Below are 21,148 nucleotides of genomic sequence, written 5' to 3'. Positions count from 1 at the left end.
CACTACTGCGCTGGGTTAAAGCTGGCAAGCATGCTGGAAAAATTGGTGATTTTGGTTTTTGTAGCAGGCTGAGCGCTTAATAATTGCGCGTTTGTGCTGTTTTTTGTTGGAATATTGCGTGCGGTTGCCTTGGTCAAGCATTGCACTCAACCAAGGCTGTTAAATCCCGTTCAGTCCACTTGGCTTAACGGCGCGTGTTGGCGTAGTTCGCGCATGTCTGCGCCACTCGGCTGCTGGAAAACCCGCAGGCCAAACTCCGGCAGAATTGCCAGTAAGTGGTCGAAAATATCCGATTGAATGCTCTCGTAACGGGCCCAGGATATTGTTGTGGTGAAGCAATAGATCTCAATTGGCAGACCTTCAGCTGTTGGCGCCTGTTGGCGGACCAGTTGAGTCATTTGCTGGTGAATGTCGGCGTGGTGTTTCAAGTAGTTTTCAACGTAGGCGCGAAATGTGCCGATATTGGTCAAGCGTCGCGTATTGGCCTGTACATCTGCGCCACCTGCTAATTCTTTGTTCCACTTGCTGACTTCGGCGGTTTTATCCGTCAGGTACTGTTTCAGCAGGGTCATTTGCTGCAAACCTTCGATCTCTTCAGGGCTCAGAAAACGAATACTCGATTGATCAAGGAAGAGGCTGCGCTTGATTCGCCGGCCGCCGCATTCCTGCATGCCGCGCCAGTTCTTGAAGGGGTCGGTAATAAAGCGCCGGGTCGGGATACTGGTGATGGTCTTGTCCCAGTTCTGCACCTTGACCATGTGCAGGGCAATATCAATAACGTCGCCATCGGCATTGAGCTGCGGCATCTCAATCCAGTCGCCAACCCGGACGATATCGTTGGACGATATTTGAATACTGGCCACCAGAGACAAGATGGTGTCCTGAAAAATTAACATCAGCACCGCGGCCATGGCACCCAGGCCAGACAGAAGAATCACCGGGGAACGGTCGATCAGTGCAGCGATTATCAGAATAAGTGCGATGGCCGAAATAATGATCTGCAGGACTTGCAGATAACCCTTTATCGGCCGAAGGTGCGCGTCGGGGCGGCGCTGGTAGAGGGCATTGATGATGTTGAGGGTGGAGTGAAAGGCCAGGGCGATGGTCAGCACAATAAAGGCGCTGCAGACATTGGTGACAATGGTAACCAATGACTCAGGCAGGCCGTCAATGGTGTGTACACCGTTGGACAGGATCAGTGCTGGAACTATGTTCGACAGCCGCTTGATAACCCCGCTTTCTTGAATGTTGGTTTCGCGCCAAAGCCGAGTATGGGATGCGACAGCATGCAGGCCACGGATCAGTACACGCTTGACCAACCAGTTACACACCATCGCGACCAATACCAGCGCCAGAAACGCGATCGGCGTGTACAGGTCGGGGTGTTGTTGCAACCACTCCAACCCATTCGTTAGCTCTTGTTGCATAAAAACTCCTGCTTACCTCATTAAAAGCTGGGGCACCTTAACAAAGCTTTATGAGGCGTGCAGGGGTTTACTGTTACTCAAGGTTTGAACGCGCCAATAAAAATTGCCGGGTCAATCCGGTTGGCATTTAGGCTGACGTTCCAATGCAAGTGCGGTCCAGTGGCGCGACCCGTAGAGCCGACTTTGCCAATCACGCCGCCGCGCGGCACTTCATCGCCGACCTTCACGTCGATTTTTGAAAGGTGACAAAACATGCTGATCAGTCCTTGGCCGTGATCAATAAAGACCGTATTGCCATTGAAGAACAGATTACCGGTCAACAGCACTTTTCCTGCGGCCGGGGCCTTGATTGGCGTGCCGCTGCTGGCGGCAAAGTCCAAGCCTGAGTGCGGGTTGCGCTCCTCGCCATTAAAGAAGCGGCGCAGGCCGAATGGGCTTGAAAGCGGGCCGCTGACAGGGCGATCAAACAGTAAGTTACTGGGCTGGCGCGGGCTGAATGTATCGTAGGCGGCGTTTTGTTCAGCCAGTTCGCGGTTGATCCGCTTTAGGTTCGCCGCATTGGGATTGACCTGTTGGGTATTCTTGATGGTGATGTGTTGCTCTTTGTAGTGCTTGGCCTTGACTTGGAAACTCAGGGTTTTATCACCGCCGTCGCTGCTTACCTGAAGGCTTTCTGTACCCGCTTTAGTGGTTAAGGCAATGCCGACAATGGCGATCCAGCGTTGCTGATCCTCGTGCACCACCAACACCGGTTTGTTGTGATACACCGCGCGTGGTGCATTGGCGTCGCTGCCCAGGTCAACCACTGCAACTCCACCAGGTACAGGCTGATTGAGCAGGCGGGTAATAAAGCCTTCAGCACTGACAGGTAAAGCAACCAAGAGTAAGCACGAGAGCAAAACATAACGCAGGCGGGACATAAAAAACTCAATCTAGTGAATGCATGGCCAATGCTTGCATTAAAGGTTGGGTGCTGTGAAGTGTTAGGGAACCTCTGAAAAACTACTGCGCTCGGTATTACGGCGTTAAAAACTGCTCAGAATGCTCATTTAGAACACCTAAAGTCGAGCGCGACCCCGGTCGTTTTTTCACACTTTTTTGCCTTGTCCTCCCGTCGCTCGCTACCTTTTTCAGAGGATCCTTAGCGCTTGTAATATTCGCTCAGGCGGGTCTTAACCGCGCATTTGCTGTTCCAACTGTTGACGCCACAGGTTATCCAGGGATTGAACTTGGGTAGGGCCATACATTGCCGACTCCAACTGGTTATGCCAAGCCCATAACTGATCGCCGAAGTCGTAATGCCACCACTCGCTGGGCAAATTACTGAATCCTGCTGCATGCATGGCGTTATAAAGAATGCGGCGATTGTCACGGATGCGTGTTTGCAGCTCGTCGGGACGCTCCAACTGCTCAAAATAATGGCTGGACGAAAGCGGGCTGGCCTCATCGAATCCGCTGCCCATGTCGAGCCATCGGCCTTCTTTATCGCACAGGGCTACATCGACCGCACCACCGGTCAAATGCGGGCTGGGTGCGGTTTTACTGGTGCTGGGTGGCGAAACGAACTGGCGTGTCAGGTGTTCAAGTTGCGCGGCATTGGCCTGCGGGTGGTACTCGGTAAGGGCATCCCACAAGCTGTCGTAAAGGTATTGTTGAACCCCAAATGGTCGCCATGCATCAAGGACAACCAGGCGTACCCCTTCGGGCAGCAATTGAGTGACGTGCAGCAAGCGTTCAAACACTTCACTGCGCACGTAGCATTCAGCTATCGCATTTGGCACGCCGAGTTTGTGATAGGCCGGATGAACACTTAATGAGCGATTCAAACTGAGCGCTTGCAGCGGTTGGTTGCACTCGGCAATTGGCAGAGCAGCAACCGCTTGCCAGTCGGGTTCAGGATTGTGCGGGATAGGTTGATTAGCATTCATGTGATTAGCTCAGCAGGCGCGGTAGCCACAGCGTAAGAGAAGGGAACAGGATCAATAGATAGAGCACGCCCAGGGCCACGGCGATAAACGGCCAAATGCCTTTGAACATCTCTGTAATGCTTAACTTGCTGATCGTCGCCACAATAAACAGGCAAGAGCCCATCGGCGGTGTAATCATCGCAATGGTGATATTCAGGGTGAATATCAGGCCCAGATGCACAGGGTCGACGCCTGCGGCCAAGGCGACTGGGGCAATAATGGGTGTGAGCAGCATCAGTACCGATACTTCTTCCATCACCATGCCGCAGATGAAGATGATTGCGCTGATTACCAGCAGCATTATTGTCGGCGAGTGATTGAATGGCTGCAGCAGTGTGGCGAATTCGCTCGCCACTTGCGCATAGTTGAGCAGCCAGTTGACCACTGAGGCAGCGGCAATAATCACGTAGATGCTCGCCGTCAGTCGCACGGTTTCTTGGATTGACGTCCAGAAGCCCTTTAACGATAACTCGCGTTGGATGAACCCAATCAGTGCTACATAGAGCACGATAATCGCACCTGACTCAGTGGGTGTGACTAAACCTAAGACGATGCCTGCAACGATAAGCACTGGAGCAACAAGGGCTGTGGATGCGCCCGCGAAAGCGGCAAAAACTTCGGGCCATGACGGGGCTTCGCGTTGCGCTTTCAGACCGGCTTTGTGGGCGTAAATTGCATTAATGGCCATAAACGCCAGGGCTAGTACTAAACCTGGGATAACCCCCGCCAGAAAAAGCTCGCCCACCGAGGTATTGGTCAGTGAGGAGTAAAGGATCATAAAAATGCTGGGCGGAATAATCGGGCCAATCAACGAGCTGCCTGCGGTAAGTCCGGCAGCGAATTTGCGCGAGTAACCTTCCTTTTCCATGGCAGGGACCAGCAGGGTACTTAGTGCGGATGCATCGGCGGCAGCCGAACCATTTACACCCGCAAAAAACACACCGGCGACCACGTTGACGTGGCCCAATCCCCCACGGAAATGCCCAACCATGGCATTGGCCAAGCGCATAAGACGTGGGGTCATCCCCGAGCTGTTCATCAAGTTGCCCGCAAGGATAAATAGCGGAATTGCCATCAATGAGAAAATATCCATGCCGCCGTAGAAGCGCTGCGGCAGGGTATTGAAAAATAGATGTGGATCAACAAATAGAAAGCCAACCAACGCCGTCAGTAGCAAACATAAGAACAGCGGGATGCCCAGTACCAAGTTAACGGCAAAGGCTAGGATCATGGCGAAGCCCATCATGGCACTAATCCTTGTTCTATCTTCTGTTCGGGTTGATTGTTGCTCCAGGGGCCTTGGATCAGAACCATAAGTGTCAGTAGGGCGAAACCTATAGGTAGGCTTAACAGAGGCCACATCCGGCTAACGCCAAGGCCCATGCTCCGGAAACGGCTGGCATTGAGGGCGTAGTGGATACTTGCCCAGGTTGCAAAAGCGAAAAAACACAGCGCAATCAACCACTGATAGAGCTTAACGACCCGCGCAAGATTGGTCGGGAGATGCTGTTCAAGCAGGTTGATGCGCATGTGCCCGCCCTGAACCCACAGGGTGCCCATGACCAGCATCACGCTGCCGATAATCAGATAGCGTGCGAGTTCGTCCATCCAGATGGGTGAGCTGCCAATCAGGTAGCGTGCAACCACGCCGTAGCTTAGTAACAACAAGTCGAGCAACAGCAGCAACGTCCCGAGATTGAGCAGGAAGTTGCTGCTGCGCTGTAGTAACGAGTGCATAGGTGACTCCGGGTCAGGGAACCTCTGAAAAACTACTGCGCTAGATATTACTGCGTTAAAAAAACGGCTCAAAATGCTCATTTAGGTCAACTAAAGTCGAGCGCGACCCCGGTCGCTTTTTCGCAGTTTTTTGCCTTGTCCTATCTTCGCTCGCTACCTTTTTCAGAGGTTCCTAAGGCGCAGCACCCCCGTAAACAGGGCGCTGGCCAGCGTTTTACTGAGCGTGATTAAGGCCGGTATCTTTCAGCGCCATATCGATCCACTTGGCCTCGATATTTTGCTCTTTAAGCCAAGAGAGGTAAGCCGGTTGGCCTTTGCTCTGAAAGGCTGCCAGATCTTTATCGTCAGGCTGGATAATCTCCATGCCTTTATCCTTGAGGAATGCCAGGTCAGTGTGTTCTTGCTTGGCAATTGCTTCTCGGTTGAGACGCGTTGCCTCTTCGCTAGCCGCTAAAAGCGCTGCGCGATCTTTTTCAGACAACGAGGCCAGCATGTCACCGTTGGCAACCAAGAACTGGTCAGAGTATTGAATGTTGGCCAGGGTCAGGTATTTCTGTACTTGGTACAGGCTGCCCATGATGATGTAAGACGCGGGATTCATCTGGCCATCTGCTACGCCAGTACGTAAGCCCATATACAGCTCAGTCCAGGGGATCGGTGTGCCGGATGCACCAAACGATTCATAGAGTGCGACTTGGCTTGGGTCCATTGCACGAAAGCGTAAACCGCTAAAGTCCTCGGGTGATTTGATCGGTTTTTTATTGTTGGTGAAGTTGATGAATCCGCCTTCCTCAACAACCGCGAGCAGTTGCGTGCCTGTGCGCTCTTTGAATTCAGCTTTGGATGCTTTCCAGTATTGGCCTTCATCAAAAAATTTATGCGCAGCGCTGGCGTCCTTAAACATAAATGGGATTGCGCTGACATAGATTTCAGGAAACAACGGTGCGATACCGGCGAAGGATGCAATGTTTAAACCGGGTGTGCTCATAACCTGTTCCATGCGCTGCTCTTCTTCGCCGAGCATGCTGTTTGGATAGAGCTTGATGGTTAGATCACCTGCGCTTTTTTCTTCGGCCAAACGTTTGAGGTTTGTGGCGAATAAGTGAACAGGGTTCTTTGCGCTATCAGCGGCGCCGTTGTAGCTCAGGTTTATTTCTGTTGCCGCTTGAGCAATGGCCCCAGCCAGTGAAATCGCGGTAAATAGCAGCCCAGCGGTGAAGCGACGGGCAAGGTTATTACGCAGAATCGAATGCATTTTATTTTCCTTGTGGCAGAGCGAGGTCGAGTTAGAGGCGAAATTATTATTGTGTCGAGCACGTGCTCAGTTCCCTGAAGAGAAACTAGCTGTTGTCGTGTTGACTATTCAAGTCTGTTAGTGGTGCATTAAATGCAACACTGTCTCTGCGTAACAGCCCCTTTGACGCAGTGGTTATTATTTATCGCGGATACTGGGGGCGTGATCGTTAAAAAAGCGCATGCCGTCTCGTAAATGCTCAAGGCATGCCTGGCTGGCGACAGTCAGCTCGCGGCCCTTGTGGCTTACAATGCGTGCCCGTGCGTCACGTAAAGCCCGGTTGGCCAGAGCACAGCGGCGAATACTGCCTGACTGTAATTCATCGCTGACGGTCAGCTCTGGCATAAACGCCACGCCAATGCCTGACTTCACAAAGTTGACCAGCACCGCCACTGAGTTAGTGCGCAACTTGGGGCGCAACTGTAAATGCTCCAGTTGCGCGACAATCACTGCCAACTGGCCCATTCCGGTGCTGTTGTGGATAAGGGCAAGGGACTCGTTGCGTAAAGCCGACATGGTGATAGGCGTTGTCGATTGCGCAAGTGGATGGTTGGGTGGGGTGATCAGGTCGAGCGGCTGTTGGGTATCGACATGCACATGCAGGGAGTCATCTTCTGCCGGTGCATAAACCAGAGCGAAGTCGACGGCATCTTCTTTGACTAAACCAATCGCCTCATTTGCCCCGGCCATCTGTACTTCAAGGTCGATACCCGGATGGTTAAGGATAAAACTCTGCAGCGGTTGAGATATCAAATCGGCAATAAAACCTTCACCAACTGCAATACGCACATGGCCCTGACGCAGCCCACGTAAGTCGGACAATCTAGACAGAACGCCTCGGTCATTGGCCTGTTGCTGGCGGTAGTGAGCCACCAGCATTTCGCCTGCCTCAGTAGGGCTGACGCCCTGAGCCGTGCGTTCGAGCAAGCGGGTATCTAACTCCAACTCCAGCGCTGAGATCTGGCGACTGATGGCTGAAGGGTCAATATTAAGATGCTGTGCGGCACGCCTCAGCGAGCGGTGGTGAATGACTTCATTCAAGTAAGCCAGTGCGCGCTGGTTAATTCGCATCGTGCTTAATCCAGCAGCGACAAGGTGGTTGGCGTGATGTGATTGTCTTCGACGCGGATAGCCAGTTCACCTTCGCCAAGTCGGGCTTTCAGGCGTTGGCCGGGTTGGGTGTCGGCGGCGCTGCGTATGACTCGATTCTGCTCATCAAGCAAAATACTGTAGCCACGGCCGAGGGTTTCTAGAGGACTTACCGCATTTAGCGTTTTCATCTGGCTCTGCAGTTCTAAGCGGCGCTGTTTAAGTCCTTCGTTAATGGCTCTGGGCAGGCGCTCGGCGAAGCTGTCGAGGCGCTGGCGCAGCAGTTGCAGGTGACGCCCCGGATGCTGGGTGACTAAGCGTCGGTCCAAGTAGGCAAGACGGTCTTTGCGGGTGTTGAATTGCTGGTGAAATGCCCGCTGCATGCGCATTTCCAAGTCATCAAGCTGCTGCGCTTGCTGACGTAGACGTTCGCCCGGATGACGCAGGCGTCGGCTAATGCTCTCAAGGCGCAGACGTTCACGTTCCAGACGGCTTTGCAGGCGTAGCACTAAACGACGATGCAGGTTGCTCAACCGCTGCACCAACTCTGAACTGTCTGGTGCGAGCAACTCTGCGGCGGCGGAAGGCGTCGGGGCACGCACGTCGGCAACAAAGTCACTAATGGATACGTCGGTTTCGTGACCGACTGCGCTAACCAGCGGGGTGATGCAGGCATCGATAGCTCGGGCCACTACTTCTTCGTTGAAGCACCAAAGGTCTTCAAGTGAACCGCCGCCACGGGCCAGAATCAACGCGTCAAACTGCTGCTTATCGGCAAGTTGCAACGCGCGGACAATTTGTCCTGTGGCCTCGCGACCCTGGACCGCCGTGGGGATCAGTACCAGTTCCACCTGCGGCGCACGGCGGCGAAATACGCTGATGATGTCGCGTATCACTGCGCCCGTTGGCGAGCTGATAATGCCAATGCGTTTGGGGTGGCTGGGCAGGGCGACTTTGCGTTCGGCAGCAAATAAACCTTCACTGCTAAGCTTCTCTTTGAGGGCATCGAACGCCGCGCGTAAGGCACCATCACCGGCGGGCTCTACGGTGTCGAGGATAAGCTGGTAGTCGCCTCGGCCTTCAAATAGCGAAACCTTGCCGCGTACCTTTACGGCTAAACCATCGCGCAGCTCTTGGCGAACCCGCGCTGCGCTCTGGCGAAACAGCGCGCAACGCACCTGAGCTTGACGGTCCTTAAGGGTAAAGTAGACGTGACCCGAGGCAGGCTTGGCTAAGTTGGATATTTCACCTTCAACCCAAATGCCGCCGAACACGTCTTCAAGCAACAGACGCGCACGGTTGTTCAGTTGGCTTACGCTCAGCACCTCGCGATCAAGGTCTAAACGCTGGAACGGATCTTTAATCATGAGCGCATGATAAAGACTTTAATGGCTACGCCATAGAGCGACACGGCTAGATTGTCTTGACCCGGAGGTTGGTGCGTTTAAGCTGCGCGCCTTCTACTTATACCTCAGCAGAGTTCGTCAGATGAATGATCAGGCCATCATAGTCCCGCAGATATCCAGCTTCCCTGGGCACGAGGGGCGGGCGCGTTTGATTGTGCGCTGGCTGGTGCAGCAAAAGATTATCGAAGAGCAATTGACCACCTGCGGGCGCACTTTTAAGCATATGGCTTATGCAATTGCACCGGGTGCACGGCGAGTCGTCGAAAAGCCTGAGCTATTGCCCTTTAATCAACCGGTTAACGGTTTGGAAATTGTTACCCGGCGGTGCATTTTTACCCCGCAAAAAGACTTTAAAGAGGAGGCGGGTTGCCCGCAGTGCCGACAGGAAATCGGCGAGGCGCTGTTCGACAGTCTTGAGCGTTGGATGCCGGGGCAGACCGATAACTTTATCTGCCCTGAATGTCGCTATGAGGATGACATCAATGGCTTCCTCTACCTTCAGCCCTGCGGTTTTTCCAACCTTGGGTTTATCTTCAATAATTGGGCGGATGCGGTTTTCAAGCAAAGCTTTGTTGATGAGTTCGCCGAGCGTCTGGGCTACGCGGCAACTGTGGTGCGCGTCGACATCTAGCCGAGCGCGCTGCACTAAACAGCAGTTTGATCGGTTTTGGGTAGCCAGGGTTCGGCCAGGGTTAAGCTGCCATGGCCGTTGCGCTTGAGGCATTTGATGACTTCGAACCACGTCAGCTCGGTAAGATGCACATGCGCTGACGGGACGATTTGTACGGCGCCCGCGGTAAGCCCAGCAGAACCCCCGTCCGGAATAAATACTGAGATCCAGTCACTGCCACTCTCGACAATCAAACAGAACTGCACAATATCGCCATCCAGATATAGGCCTACCCGAGTGTCGCCTTCCTCTTCAACCCCAGCCATGCGTGCCATGGTGTCTTTAAGCAGGCGATAGCCCGGCACATTGTCGAGCAGCTTGTCTTCAATTGAGGTGCGAACCCGCTTTGCTGCACTGGTTTTGGCCAGCAGGCCGGCGAGAAAACACAGCAACAGCAAGGCAAGCAGGGTCGCCAAGGTCGCTGCAGTGATACCGGCGACGCTGTGGTGATCGAAAACCGGTATTATCTTGCTGATCGGGCCGCGCAACAGATGCACGGCTTTCTCGATTAATACGATGACCAATACCAGCGGCAGAATAAACAACACACCACCGAGTGCAGTGGTTTTCAGAAACTTAAACATTGCACACTCCAGAGCACCAATTATCCGTTGTCACTAAAGTTAGCCTACATCCCTGTTGTAAGCCGAAAAGTTGCAATCTTGGTTGGCAAATAGGGCGCTGGTTTGGTGCTGGCCAAGTCAGCACGTAAGATACTGTCATGGCTGATTATCAAACAGGGTATTCCCTCGACTCCACCGAACTGCTCAATTCACTGGCTGCCACAGAGCGCTTTTTGATCGTCCAAGATCTGGATGGCGTCTGTATGGGGCTGGTGCGCGACCCGCTCACCCGTGTCATTGAGCGCCGCTACGTAGCCGCAGCGGCGCGGTTAGCAGGACGATTTTATGTGCTAACCAATGGCGAGCACATTGGGCGGCGCGGGGTGAATAATATTGTCGAAAACGCCTTGGCTGACCCTGCCCATGCACGTGAGCAAGGCTTGTATCTACCCGGATTGGCGGCCGGCGGCGTGCAGTTGCAAGACCGGTATGCGCAGGTTTCTCATCCGGGTGTTAGCGAGACCGAGTTGCAGTTCTTGCAGCAGGTGCCAGCTAAAGCTGAGGCTTTTTTACAGGCACTGCTGGCAACTGCGCCTTATGCAATTGAGGAACCGTTGATTAGCACGCTAGTGGCTTCAGCGGTGTTGGATAATCGGGTTTCGCCCACGCTGAACATCAATGTGCTGTACCAGTATTTTAAGGCTCAGCCCGATATCTACTGCCATTTACAGCAAAAGGTCGCCGCGTTTATGGCTGATCTACACAAACAGGCGGCTGAGCAAGGTCTGGAGGGCAGCTTCTTTACCCACTACGCACCTAACGCCGGGCGTGATGCACAGGGTAATGAACGCTTAAGGCTTGCTGTTGATGGCATGGCTGGAACCACCGACTTTCAATTTATGCTCAGTGGCGCGATCAAGGAAGTGGGCCTTCTGGTGCTGCTCAATTATTACTATTTTGAGCAAACCGGTGAATATCCATTGGGCGCTGATTTTAATCCGCGCCTAGCCCCTCATGGGCAGGCCGAGTTGCTTAAGCTGGCGGGTGATACCTTTGACCCGCAACTCATGCCACGCATAGTCGGGGTTGGCGATACCCTAAGTTCAAGCCTGTTGCCAGGCTCATCTGAAGTGGTTCGGGGCGGCAGTGATCGCGGTTTTTTACAGCTGATTCAGGCGTTGGGCGAGTTGTTTGAGCGTGACAATAAACTGGTTTATATCGACAGTAGCGCCGGTGAAGTACGCCGCCCTGGTATTGATACGGCGCTATTGCAGCGACGCAAAACCGAGCCAGCGCTGGAGCCATGGGCTGCGCTTGCAGGCATTACCGACGCGACTGACCCGTTACGCTTGGATGTAATCTTCAGTGGCGGCCATCAGCAATATGTTGAGTTCTTCTGCGAACTGGCTGGGCGCATGTCTAACCTAGATCATGCCTTGGCCGCCAAGAGCTGAGTGGCACCTTAGGTTTTTTGCGTGTACCAGAAGACCCGGCTTACGCCACGGGTGATCGCCACATAACCCAAGCGCAAGCTTTCATCGCGCATGGCCTGGTCATAGCTGTTCACAAAGTAGCCTGAGTAGGCGTACAGCGCGTTGCGCAGAGGGTAGCTTTCAGGTGTTTTGCAGTCGTCGACAATAATAGCGACCTGCGCTTGCAAGCCTTTGGCGCGATGGATGGTGTAGCCCTTAACCGGCAATTTTTTGTCGAGTTGGGCTTGGATGGTTTGCAGGCTATGGTTGGCCCTGCTCAGCAGTAAAACGGCGGTTTTCTCGGGTTTGTCCTGCTCGGCTGCATAGCGGCATTGCTCGCTGATTTGCTTGAGCAGTTCAGGCATGCGCTTATTGAGATCAAAGCGGCTGATGACCTTAACCCCGTGCTCGCCGGCTTGTAGGGTTCGGAATGCACGGCTGAGCTTGTTCTGTTTTAGCTCTACGCCGCTCAGGACCTGTTCGCCGTCACGAATGATGGGCTCAATCGAGCGATAGTTGGTGGTCATCATCAGTACGCTGCTTTTGTTTGCCTTGCCCTTGCTCGGAAAGTGTTTATCGAAATTCATAAACAGTTCGGGCGAACTTCCACGCCACGCATAAATTGACTGCCAATCATCACCGATTGCCATCAGGCTGACGGCTTTTTTTTGCCTGGCCAGCGACCGTTGCACCGCTTGTAGCCATTCAACGATTTGCGGTGAAATATCTTGGAATTCATCAATCATCAAATGCGTGAAGGGCACAAGAGAGGAATGGCTGCAGTCATTGAGGCGCTCAGTCAGTTGCTCGAAGGCCAGGTTGAAGGTCAGCAAGCCTTGTTCTTTCAGCGTCGTTTCAAAATAACCGTTAAACGCTACCAGCGCTTGAATGAACAGGCGTTCATTGGTGCTGCATGCCAGTTTCACCGGGTCTAGCTGACTGATGCGAATCCCGATGCTCTGGATAAAGTTGATCTGCGCATAAAAGGCTTCAAACAATGGCGCAGGGCTGAACTCGCCTTTGACTTTGAAGCCATCCAGCGGCGCTTTGCCTGCGGGCTTTGTTTTTGCGTTGTCTGCCATGGCTGCAGGCGCGGGTAGATTCAGCAGTTGATGCACCTGCTGGCGAAACTCGGGCTCTGCGCTGTAGCAGTTTTGGTACGCCTGCTTTAGTAATCGTTGCTGCGGTGCGCCTAAACGTGAGGCCGTGAGTGGATTATCCAGTTCATTGGGCTTGGCCGATTTCTCGTTCAGTTGCTCGAACCAACTCGGCTTGTTTAAGAGCTCTGTGGCCTGCGTGCCCATGGCCGAGTGGAAGGTACGCACACATTGGCGAGCCTGCGTCTGGTCGAAGGGGTATTGCCAGAAGCTCAGTAAGCTAAGCAGTTGCTTGCGCAGTTGTTCGCAGGACGCGCTGGTAAATGAGATCACCGTCAGTTGCTCGGGCTTAATCTCAAGGTGGCAAAGCATAAATACCATGCGCAACAACAGCGTCGTCGACTTCCCCGAGCCTGCCCCGGCGAATACCCGTGTGAGCGGGGTATCGCTCAGAATCATTGCCCATTGCTCTGCTGATGGCTGGCTGACCACGCCAGCGCTGACAGCTTTGCTGACCTGATCACGCATGGCTTGGATTTGCTGCTCGGCAATCGGCATCGGGGCCGGGCCATAAATGCCTTCAATGCTCTTCTTAGGGCGACTAGCGGTTGGTTTGCGCGGTGCTTTGGCAGCAGTCTTTCGCGGCTTTGCTGGATTTTTGGCCTTGGATTTTTTGCCTGTGGTACTTGAAGGGTGGCGTAGCAGTTGGCCATCTTCGTCGCGCAGATAGGCGCTGGTGCGTGGGAAATAACGGCCCAATGCCCCGGATAACATAAGTTTGTAGCGTTTAACGGTAGACAGCATTCAAATGTTCCAGCGAACTGATCATATACATCGCTGAATCATAAGGGTTTTGCGCGCTGGCAGGGGGCCAAGCGCGCAGTTTGCTGACGCAATTAAAAGTCGACACTGGCTTGCAAGCGAACCTCACGGGGCTCGCCGACATTGACCCGTAAATTACCACCACTTGATGGGTAGTAGTGTTGGTCGAAGAGGTTGCGCACGTTGAGTTGTAAGTGGGTTTTATCGCCTAGCAGCATACTGTCCCATGCGATAAAAGCGTCGGCAACAGTGTAGCTGTCGAGCCAGAAGGAGTTGCTGTTGTCGCCAGCGCGCTCCCCCACATAACGTGCACCGCCGCCAATGCGCCAGTTTCCGGTTGCGGGATTTAGATCAAGGTCATGGGAGAGGTACAGGCTGGCGATATTTTTCGCGGCGTTGACCAGTTCGTTCCCCTTGTTTACCGGGTCGTCCTTAATCTCTGTGTCCGTGTAGGCATAAGTGCCAAGCAGGTTCCAGCGCTCAGCAATGCGACCGTTGATGTCCACTTCCACGCCCCTTGAACCCACTTTTCCTGCGGCCTCAGAGCTGCCGTTATTGCTAACGACGACGTTTTCTTTTTCGATATCAAAAACGGCAACACTGGCAGTTAGCCCGCGCTCAAGGTCAAGTTTGACCCCCAGTTCATAGCTGCGGCCTTCCTCTGGATCGAATGATTTGCCCGTGTCTGCGTCGGACGAGTTAGGCACGAACGAGCGGCTGTAATTGGCGTAAAGCGAGGTGCTTGGATCGAGTTGGTAAACCAATCCAGCGAACGGCAAGAAGGTGTTGTCTGTGCGGTCTGTGGTTTTTATATAGTCATCGCCACGGCCTTGGTCAGCGTACTGATCAAAGCGTTGATAGCGGCCGCCCAGCACCGCAATCCATTGATCGTCCAAGTGCCAGTTATCCTTGAAGTAAACCGACTGAGAGTGCAGTTCATCGCTGCGGTCGCTTTGCGACTCGCTGAGCAACGAAGGCTTATCCAGATTGCCATATTGCGGATCATAGATATTGAAGCCTGTGCTGTTACGCCCGCGATAGGTGTCGCCGCGGAAATTGTCGACACGTTCGGTGTCTGCACCGAGTAGCAAGTCGTGTTGCTGGCTGAGCAACTGCGCCTGGCCGACCCAGTCCCATGCTAGGTATTGGGTTTGATTATCGTGCTCGCTGCCATCGGCGCGGCGCGTCAGTTCGCCGGTGCTTTCGTTAAGCGAAGCGGGTCGCGCCTCGCTGTAATCGTAGTCTTCGCGGTTCCAGCCATAAGTGAGGCGGGTTAACCAGTTGGGGTTGATCTGGTATTCGGCTTTAGCTGTAACCAATTCGTCTGTGCCTTCAGCTTCAGACCAAGATTCACTAAAGCGTTTGTTGTAATCAACCTTGGCAGGTTTTCCATTAATTATCACTGTGCCGCGATCCAGTGGTGTCGAGTACTCTTTGCGCTCGTAGGCCAGGCTCAACGTTAGGTCATCGCCAGTCCAACTGACCGATGGCGCGATTAAGCTGTGGCTGTCGTCGCCCGAATTGCGCCAATAATCCTCATGTTTACGTTCAGCAATAAAGCGAAAGGCCAGACCGCTGTCTGCCAAGGGTCCTGTGACATCGATCATCGCGCTACCGCCGCCAAAGCTGGAGGTTTCGCCGCTGATTTGGCTGCTCCAGATATACTCGGGCTGTTTGCTGATGACGTTGATCAGACCGCCGGGTTCTAGGGCGCCATAAAGTAGCGAGGCCGGGCCTTTGAGCACTTCGACTCGCTCGGTGGTGGCGCTAAAATTGCGCGATAAGCTTGAGCGAATACCATCACGCAGAATAGAACCGTCGGCATTACTGCCAAAGCCACGCTTAACAAATCCGTCCTGACTGCCCGCCAAGGTATTGCTCTGGGTGATACCACTGACGAAATTCATTGCGTCGTCCAAGCTGTTGACTTGGAAGTCTTTAATGACCTGTTCAGTCACCACTTGCACTGATTGTGCTTCCTGCATGATAGGCACAGCACTTTTACTTGCAGTGCTAGCGGTGCTTGTCGTGTATTGGTCAGGTTGCTGCTGTGCGGTGATTTGCTGACCCGGCAATTCCAGTGCTTCGTCAGCGCGAACAACAAAAGGGCAGAGGGTGAGAGCGGCAAAGACATAGAGCTTATTTATGAGAAATGGCTGCATTAGTGATTAATTCTTTGGTGCAATTGATAATCATTATTGTAAGTGCTTTTAAAGCTCAAAAACCAACCTTTGCAAAGCATTTAAATTCCTTTGCTTGTTTGCATTGAGTGGATGGCCTCTGCTGGGTATAATGGCGCGCTTCCTATTTTCCCGTCTGGGAGCCCCCGCCATGCTGCGTATTAGTCAAGAAGCTCTTACCTTCGACGACGTTTTACTTATTCCCGGTTATTCCGATGTTCTGCCGAAGGACGTCAGCCTCAAGACTCGCCTGACTCGTGGAATCGAGCTGAATATTCCCTTGCTTTCAGCTGCAATGGACACTGTTACTGAGGCGCGCTTGGCGATTGCCATGGCGCAAGAAGGCGGCATCGGTATCATCCACAAGAACATGACCATCGAGCAGCAAGCTGCCGAAGTGCGTAAGGTCAAGAAATTCGAAGCGGGTGTGGTTAAAGACCCCATCACTATCGAGGCTGATGCCACGGTGCGTGACCTGTTCGAATTGACGCGTCAGAACAACATTTCCGGTGTGCCTGTGCTGTCTAACGGTGACCTGGTCGGTATCGTCACTTCCCGTGACGTGCGCTTCGAAACCCGCATGGACGCTAAAGTCCATGAAGTGATGACGCCGAAAGAGCGTTTGGTCACGGTTAAAGAAGGCGCTGACAAGAACCTTGTGCGTGACTTGCTGCACAAGCACCGTATCGAGAAAGTCCTGATCGTTAATGATGCCTTCCAGCTAAAGGGCATGATGACCGTCAAGGACATCGAAAAAGCTAAAGCCTACCCGCTGGCCAGCAAAGACGACCAAGCGCGTCTGCGTGTTGGCGCGGCAGTCGGCACGGGTCCTGAAACCGGTGACCGTGTGGCTGCACTGGCAGCGGCGGGCGTTGACGTCATCATCGTCGATACGGCTCACGGTCATTCCAAAGGTGTGATCGAGCGCGTGCGCTGGGTTAAACAAAACTTCCCGGACATTCAGGTCATCGGTGGCAACATCGCCACGGGTGCTGCGGCTAAAGCCTTGGTCGAAGCAGGCGCTGACGCCGTTAAAGTCGGTATTGGCCCGGGTTCGATCTGCACCACGCGTATCGTCGCGGGTGTTGGCGTGCCACAAATCTCTGCAGTGGCTAACGTTGCTGCAGCCCTTGAAGGCACAGGCGTGCCATTGATCGCTGACGGCGGTATCCGTTTCTCCGGCGACCTGTCGAAAGCCATCGTTGCCGGTGCATCCTGCGTGATGATCGGTTCGATGCTTGCCGGTACTGAAGAAGCACCGGGTGAAGTTGAACTGTTCCAGGGTCGTTCGTACAAGGCTTATCGCGGCATGGGCTCGCTGGGTGCTATGTCCCAGGCTCAAGGCTCTTCCGACCGTTACTTCCAGGACTCCTCGGCGGGTGCTGAGAAGTTGGTGCCGGAAGGTATTGAAGGGCGCGTGCCTTACAAAGGCTCGATGGCGGCAATCGTCCACCAGTTGATGGGTGGCTTGCGTGCCTCGATGGGCTACACCGGTTGTGCAACGGTTGAAGACATGCGCACCAAGCCTGAGTTTGTGCGCATTACCGGTGCTGGTATGGCTGAATCGCACGTGCATGATGTGCAGATCACCAAAGAGGCGCCGAACTACCGCGTCGGCTAAAAATCAGTTTGACGCTATTGCGCTTGCTTCAGCTGCGCTCATTAGGCGACAAAACGATTTTTATATAGGTTATGAAATACGGGGCTGAGTTGATCAGCCCCTTGTCATTTGTGAATTCCGCTACGAGAGACGGTTATGGCTCATCCTGATATTCACGCCCATCGCATCCTTATTTTGGATTTTGGCTCCCAGTACACCCAGTTGATCGCCCGTCGCGTGCGTGAAATCGGGGTTTATTGCGAGCTGCATCCGTTCGACATGAGCGATGACGAGATTCGCGCATTTGCACCTCGCGGCATCATCCTCGCCGGTGGCCCTGAGTCGGTTCATGAGGCCGACAGCCCGCGAGCACCGCAAGCTGTATTCGAGCTGGGCGTACCGGTTCTGGGTATCTGCTACGGCATGCAAACCATGGCTGAGCAGATGGGCGGCAAAGTGCTGGGCTCTGATGTTCGTGAGTTTGGTTATGCGCGAGTTGATGTGGTCGGTAAAGGCCGTCTGCTCGACGGCATCGAAGACCACGTTGATGACGACGGTGTATTCGGCCTGGACGTCTGGATGAGCCACGGCGACAAAGTCACCACCATGCCTGAAGGTTTCAGTGTTCTGGCGAGCACGCCGAGCTGCCCGATTGCCGGCATGTTCGATGACGCGCGTGGCTACTATGGCGTGCAGTTCCACCCAGAAGTTACGCACACCAAGCAGGGCGGTCGTATCCTGTCGCGCTTCGTGCTGGATATCGCCGGTTGCGAAGCATTGTGGACGCCGTCAAACATTGTTGATGACGCCATCGCTCAAGTGCGTCAGCAAGTGGGTGATGCTAACGTTCTGCTCGGTCTCTCAGGCGGTGTTGACTCCTCAGTTGTAGCAGCGCTGCTGCACAAAGCGATTGGCGATCAACTGACCTGCGTATTCGTCGATAACGGTTTGCTGCGTTTGCACGAAGGCGAGCAAGTTATGGCCATGTTTGCTGAGAACATGGGCGTAAAAGTCATTCGCGCCAATGCTGAAAAGCAGTTCCTCGACAATCTGGCTGGCGAAGCCGATCCAGAGAAGAAGCGCAAAATCATTGGTCGTACCTTCATCGACGTGTTTGATGCACAAGCCTCGAAACTGGACAACATCCAGTTCCTTGCCCAGGGCACGATTTACCCAGACGTGATCGAGTCTGCGGGTGCCAAAACTGGCAAGGCACACGTAATCAAGTCGCACCACAACGTCGGTGGACTGCCAGAGGAAATGAACCTCAAACTGGTTGAGCCTCTGCGTGAATTGTTCAAAGACGAAGTGCGCAAAATCGGCCTTGAGCTGGGCTTGCCATTCGATATGGTCTACCGCCACCCATTCCCAGGCCCAGGCCTTGGTGTGCGTATCCTCGGTGAAGTGAAAAAAGAATACGCCGACCTGCTGCGTCGTGCCGATCACATCTTCATCGAAGAGCTGCGCAACTTTGACTGGTACCACAAGACCAGTCAGGCATTCGTGGTGTTCCAGCCAGTCAAGTCCGTTGGCGTGGTCGGTGATGGCCGTCGTTACGCATGGGTTGTTGCCTTGCGCGCCGTGGAAACCATCGACTTTATGACCGCACGTTGGGCGCACCTGCCTTACGAGCTGCTGGAAAAAGTCAGCAACCGCATCATCAATGAAATCGAAGGCATCTCACGCGTCACTTACGACGTATCGAGCAAGCCACCGGCAACCATTGAGTGGGAATGATCCCGCGTCCGGCCTAGGCTGGAGATAGCGAAATAAACAACCAAAAGCCCGCTTAATTGCGGGCTTTTGGTTTTAGCGGCGAGCTGTTGTACAAAAGCTCGCGATACCATGAAAGGCAAGTTAACGCTGGTATGGCGTCTAAGTGCTTGAGCAGCGTGGCTGGTGGGGCAGTCATCAAGCGGGCTATACCCTTTCCAGAGTCTGTGGCTTGGCTTTTTTCTGCTTTTGCCCGTGGCTATATCAGGTGACGTTGTGGGTCTTGGCGGCCGTGCAGTACACGGATGACTTCAACCCTGTTGGCGATTACTCGGTAAAACAGGGTGTGGCTTTCTATGTGAAAGCTTCTGGTGTTAGGCATGAGCTCGGGGCGCTCGGTACCCATAAGCGGCTGTTGGGTCAGTAACCAGAACTGATTTTTGAGCTTAGCCAGATAGCTTTCGCAATGGTTCCGTCCCCACTGGTCCAGGCCGTATCGGTAAATGTCTTTGAGGTCATTTTGGGCGGCAGGCGCGATGACGAGCAGGTGAGAGGTCATGAAACTTAAGGTTTGATATCGTCAAAAAAAGCCTCAAGCGCCACTTTTGATTCGATCGCGATACCGTTGCCATGATCCAACTGGTCTGTGCCGACTTTCAGTTGCTCACGCAGGCGCGCCAGCTTGATCTCGTGAACCCAGTCTTCGTGGGTTTCCATGAACCTTAATGCTTCGCGAATGACTTCGCTGGCGTTGTTGTACATGCCAGTTTCCACTTTGGCTTTAATGCGTGACTCCAGTTCGGGAGTGAGTGATACATGCATAATGACCTCCAATGAAAACATTTCCGTAAAGAACCCTAGGTGGGCTTACAAAGATTGTCAATCATTGTACTTGCTGCGGCGAAGCGTATAGCGGGCTGAAAAAAGCCAGAGGGGCGTATCAAACGCGGTTCTCTGTTGGCTGAAATCGGTCGTGAGGTTAATTTGAATGACGATGAGTCAGTCATTTTTGACGGTGTGCGCGCTAAAACCTCGGCTCGGGCAGCGAGTTTTGGTTGATGTTTGTATCGCGGCTGTTGCCTGTATGAATGGACTGATTGTTGCAACGCGCGACACAAGCCCTTTTCGGGCTGCTGGCCTGACCGTAATTAACCCATGGGAAAGTTGTTAGAACGCTCACCTGCCGCAGGCTGCTTGGACATGTTTCGGTCAGCGTATTACCCCGGCCCATCGCTGGCGACTGCCAACAGCGGCACGATCAAATCGCTGATAGGGGTGGGGATGCCGTGAGCCTTGGCGCAGCGTTGAATGACCCCGTTGCGGCCATCCCACTCCAGCGTTTGGCCAGCGACGCGGTCGGCAAGAATGGATGTGCCTTGGTCAGTCGGGTAGCGGCGGAATACATCGATGATATCTTGCGGCACGCCGTCGCTTAGCACTGCACCCTCCGCGCGAGCCACCTCAAGGGATTCTCGCAGGTAGGCTAAGGCTAGCTCGCTAATGTCTTCACGGTTAAACATGCCCGCACGGCGGCCAGTTAGCACCATCAAGCCTGCGGCTGCGTTTTGTAGCAGCTTGCGCCAGGCGACGGAGCTAAAGTCTGCTGCTACTTCAACTGAGCAAAGCGTGTCCTTTAACGCATTGACCACTAGCTCGGTTGCCTCGGTATCCGGCAAGGTTAGGCGCGCTTTAGCGCGTAGCCACACTGAAGTATCGGGTTCTCGTTGCGCCGGAAACCACACCACCGAAGGCAGTACTGGTCCGCCAGAGACGTGCGGTGTGATCAGCGCTTTTTGCTCAACGCCGTTTTGCAGCGCGCAGACAACTGTCTTCTCGCTACATAAGGCAGACAGCCACGGCACTATTGCATCGATCTGGGTGGTCTTGACCGCAACAAACACCAAGTCGAATGTGGTTTTGATTGCAGACGGATCAGTTAATACAGGGCCTGGCACTAAGATAGTGCCGCCGTCGTGGCGTAGCTCAAGCTGTTCGTAAGCAGTGCGGCCGCAAATCGTCGGTGTGCGCCCGACTGCGTGCAGGGCTGCTGCGATGGTTGTGCCGATTGCACCTGGGCCGACGAGAGCAATGCTTGGGCTGTCAGATGTCAT

At 53.8% G+C, this 21,148-nt stretch carries 18 protein-coding genes; 4 read left to right on the top strand and 14 right to left on the bottom strand.

Annotated elements, in window-relative coordinates:
• Positions 1-170 precede the first annotated feature (170 nt).
• The 8 genes from ACIGCM_RS13815 to xseA form a co-directional block, all read right to left on the bottom strand.
• Positions 171-1,427, bottom strand: coding sequence for a mechanosensitive ion channel family protein (locus ACIGCM_RS13815; protein ID WP_397502637.1), 1,257 nt, complete (start codon positions 1,425-1,427; stop codon positions 171-173).
• Between the two features lie 77 nt (positions 1,428-1,504).
• The gene (locus tag ACIGCM_RS13810; protein WP_397502636.1) at positions 1,505-2,347 is read right to left on the bottom strand and encodes a peptidoglycan DD-metalloendopeptidase family protein; all 843 of its coding nucleotides are present in this window, start codon (positions 2,345-2,347) and stop codon (positions 1,505-1,507) included.
• Positions 2,348-2,599: 252 nt separating this feature from the next.
• The gene (locus ACIGCM_RS13805; RefSeq protein ID WP_397502635.1) at positions 2,600-3,355 is read right to left on the bottom strand and encodes a M15 family metallopeptidase; all 756 of its coding nucleotides are present in this window, start codon (positions 3,353-3,355) and stop codon (positions 2,600-2,602) included.
• A gap of 4 nt (positions 3,356-3,359) precedes the next feature.
• Positions 3,360-4,640: a TRAP transporter large permease gene (locus ACIGCM_RS13800; protein ID WP_397502634.1), complete on the bottom strand. Its 1,281-nt coding sequence runs from the start codon at positions 4,638-4,640 to the stop codon at positions 3,360-3,362.
• Positions 4,637-5,131 carry a TRAP transporter small permease gene (locus ACIGCM_RS13795; protein ID WP_397502633.1) on the bottom strand — a complete coding sequence of 165 codons (495 nt, stop codon included), beginning with the start codon at positions 5,129-5,131 and terminating at the stop codon, positions 4,637-4,639. Before ACIGCM_RS13795 ends, ACIGCM_RS13800 begins: the two co-directional genes overlap by 4 nt.
• A 214-nt stretch (positions 5,132-5,345) precedes the next feature.
• On the bottom strand, positions 5,346-6,386 hold the full coding sequence (gene dctP, locus ACIGCM_RS13790) for a TRAP transporter substrate-binding protein DctP (protein WP_397502632.1): 1,041 nt from the start codon (positions 6,384-6,386) through the stop codon (positions 5,346-5,348).
• 177 nt (positions 6,387-6,563) lie between these two features.
• Positions 6,564-7,496, bottom strand: coding sequence for a LysR family transcriptional regulator (locus ACIGCM_RS13785; RefSeq protein ID WP_397502631.1), 933 nt, complete (start codon positions 7,494-7,496; stop codon positions 6,564-6,566).
• A 5-nt stretch (positions 7,497-7,501) separates the two neighbouring features.
• The gene (xseA, locus tag ACIGCM_RS13780; RefSeq protein ID WP_397502630.1) at positions 7,502-8,881 is read right to left on the bottom strand and encodes an exodeoxyribonuclease VII large subunit; all 1,380 of its coding nucleotides are present in this window, start codon (positions 8,879-8,881) and stop codon (positions 7,502-7,504) included.
• A gap of 121 nt (positions 8,882-9,002) precedes the next feature.
• Here xseA and ACIGCM_RS13775 point away from each other — a divergent pair, with 121 nt between their 5' ends.
• Positions 9,003-9,551, top strand: coding sequence for a sugar ABC transporter ATPase (locus ACIGCM_RS13775; protein WP_397502629.1), 549 nt, complete (start codon positions 9,003-9,005; stop codon positions 9,549-9,551).
• A gap of 14 nt (positions 9,552-9,565) precedes the next feature.
• Here the strand turns inward: ACIGCM_RS13775 and ACIGCM_RS13770 are convergent, their stop codons facing one another.
• The gene (locus ACIGCM_RS13770; protein ID WP_397502628.1) at positions 9,566-10,174 is read right to left on the bottom strand and encodes a hypothetical protein; all 609 of its coding nucleotides are present in this window, start codon (positions 10,172-10,174) and stop codon (positions 9,566-9,568) included.
• Between the two features lie 137 nt (positions 10,175-10,311).
• Here ACIGCM_RS13770 and stpA point away from each other — a divergent pair, with 137 nt between their 5' ends.
• Complete coding sequence (stpA, locus tag ACIGCM_RS13765) at positions 10,312-11,607, top strand: glucosylglycerol 3-phosphatase (protein WP_397502627.1); 1,296 nt, start codon at positions 10,312-10,314, stop codon at positions 11,605-11,607.
• 8 nt (positions 11,608-11,615) lie between these two features.
• Here the strand turns inward: stpA and ACIGCM_RS13760 are convergent, their stop codons facing one another.
• On the bottom strand, positions 11,616-13,526 hold the full coding sequence (locus tag ACIGCM_RS13760) for a UvrD-helicase domain-containing protein (protein ID WP_397502626.1): 1,911 nt from the start codon (positions 13,524-13,526) through the stop codon (positions 11,616-11,618).
• A gap of 92 nt (positions 13,527-13,618) precedes the next feature.
• Positions 13,619-15,706, bottom strand: a complete 2,088-nt coding sequence (locus tag ACIGCM_RS13755) for a TonB-dependent siderophore receptor (RefSeq protein ID WP_397502625.1) — start codon at positions 15,704-15,706, stop codon at positions 13,619-13,621.
• Between the two features lie 169 nt (positions 15,707-15,875).
• Here ACIGCM_RS13755 and guaB point away from each other — a divergent pair, with 169 nt between their 5' ends.
• Both guaB and guaA read left to right on the top strand, forming a co-directional pair.
• Positions 15,876-17,345, top strand: coding sequence for an IMP dehydrogenase (gene guaB, locus ACIGCM_RS13750; protein WP_397502624.1), 1,470 nt, complete (start codon positions 15,876-15,878; stop codon positions 17,343-17,345).
• Between the two features lie 135 nt (positions 17,346-17,480).
• Complete coding sequence (gene guaA, locus ACIGCM_RS13745) at positions 17,481-19,061, top strand: glutamine-hydrolyzing GMP synthase (RefSeq protein ID WP_397502623.1); 1,581 nt, start codon at positions 17,481-17,483, stop codon at positions 19,059-19,061.
• Between the two features lie 235 nt (positions 19,062-19,296).
• On the opposite strand, the gene ACIGCM_RS13740 is transcribed toward guaA, so the two are convergent.
• From ACIGCM_RS13740 to ACIGCM_RS13730, 3 genes are all read right to left on the bottom strand, one after another.
• Positions 19,297-19,596, bottom strand: coding sequence for a type II toxin-antitoxin system RelE/ParE family toxin (locus ACIGCM_RS13740; RefSeq protein WP_397502622.1), 300 nt, complete (start codon positions 19,594-19,596; stop codon positions 19,297-19,299).
• A gap of 5 nt (positions 19,597-19,601) precedes the next feature.
• Complete coding sequence (locus tag ACIGCM_RS13735) at positions 19,602-19,859, bottom strand: type II toxin-antitoxin system ParD family antitoxin (RefSeq protein WP_397502621.1); 258 nt, start codon at positions 19,857-19,859, stop codon at positions 19,602-19,604.
• Between the two features lie 395 nt (positions 19,860-20,254).
• Complete coding sequence (locus ACIGCM_RS13730) at positions 20,255-21,148, bottom strand: oxidoreductase (protein ID WP_397502620.1); 894 nt, start codon at positions 21,146-21,148, stop codon at positions 20,255-20,257.

The organism is Pseudomonas sp. NPDC078700, from assembly GCF_044542375.1.
In the GTDB taxonomy this organism is placed as follows: Bacteria; Pseudomonadota; Gammaproteobacteria; order Pseudomonadales; family Pseudomonadaceae; genus Aquipseudomonas.
This window is presented reverse-complemented; position numbering and strand designations above follow the sequence as displayed.

Excerpts from the sequence above, each read along its gene's own strand:
- guaB (WP_397502624.1), top strand. The coding sequence starts at position 15,876 with ATGCTGCGTATTAGTCAAGAAGCTCTTACCTTCGACGACGTTTTACTT.
- ACIGCM_RS13795 (WP_397502633.1), bottom strand. The coding sequence starts at position 5,131 with ATGCACTCGTTACTACAGCGCAGCAGCAACTTCCTGCTCAATCTCGGG.
- ACIGCM_RS13785 (WP_397502631.1), bottom strand. The coding sequence starts at position 7,496 with ATGCGAATTAACCAGCGCGCACTGGCTTACTTGAATGAAGTCATTCAC.
- ACIGCM_RS13800 (WP_397502634.1), bottom strand. The coding sequence starts at position 4,640 with ATGATGGGCTTCGCCATGATCCTAGCCTTTGCCGTTAACTTGGTACTG.
- ACIGCM_RS13770 (WP_397502628.1), bottom strand. The coding sequence starts at position 10,174 with ATGTTTAAGTTTCTGAAAACCACTGCACTCGGTGGTGTGTTGTTTATT.
- guaA (WP_397502623.1), top strand. The coding sequence starts at position 17,481 with ATGGCTCATCCTGATATTCACGCCCATCGCATCCTTATTTTGGATTTT.
- ACIGCM_RS13815 (WP_397502637.1), bottom strand. The coding sequence starts at position 1,427 with ATGCAACAAGAGCTAACGAATGGGTTGGAGTGGTTGCAACAACACCCC.
- ACIGCM_RS13760 (WP_397502626.1), bottom strand. The coding sequence starts at position 13,526 with ATGCTGTCTACCGTTAAACGCTACAAACTTATGTTATCCGGGGCATTG.
- ACIGCM_RS13775 (WP_397502629.1), top strand. The coding sequence starts at position 9,003 with ATGAATGATCAGGCCATCATAGTCCCGCAGATATCCAGCTTCCCTGGG.
- ACIGCM_RS13735 (WP_397502621.1), bottom strand. The coding sequence starts at position 19,859 with ATGCATGTATCACTCACTCCCGAACTGGAGTCACGCATTAAAGCCAAA.
- ACIGCM_RS13810 (WP_397502636.1), bottom strand. The coding sequence starts at position 2,347 with ATGTCCCGCCTGCGTTATGTTTTGCTCTCGTGCTTACTCTTGGTTGCT.
- ACIGCM_RS13755 (WP_397502625.1), bottom strand. The coding sequence starts at position 15,706 with ATGCAGCCATTTCTCATAAATAAGCTCTATGTCTTTGCCGCTCTCACC.
- ACIGCM_RS13740 (WP_397502622.1), bottom strand. The coding sequence starts at position 19,596 with ATGACCTCTCACCTGCTCGTCATCGCGCCTGCCGCCCAAAATGACCTC.
- ACIGCM_RS13730 (WP_397502620.1), bottom strand. The coding sequence starts at position 21,148 with ATGACATCTGACAGCCCAAGCATTGCTCTCGTCGGCCCAGGTGCAATC.
- xseA (WP_397502630.1), bottom strand. The coding sequence starts at position 8,881 with ATGATTAAAGATCCGTTCCAGCGTTTAGACCTTGATCGCGAGGTGCTG.
- ACIGCM_RS13805 (WP_397502635.1), bottom strand. The coding sequence starts at position 3,355 with ATGAATGCTAATCAACCTATCCCGCACAATCCTGAACCCGACTGGCAA.
- stpA (WP_397502627.1), top strand. The coding sequence starts at position 10,312 with ATGGCTGATTATCAAACAGGGTATTCCCTCGACTCCACCGAACTGCTC.
- dctP (WP_397502632.1), bottom strand. The coding sequence starts at position 6,386 with ATGCATTCGATTCTGCGTAATAACCTTGCCCGTCGCTTCACCGCTGGG.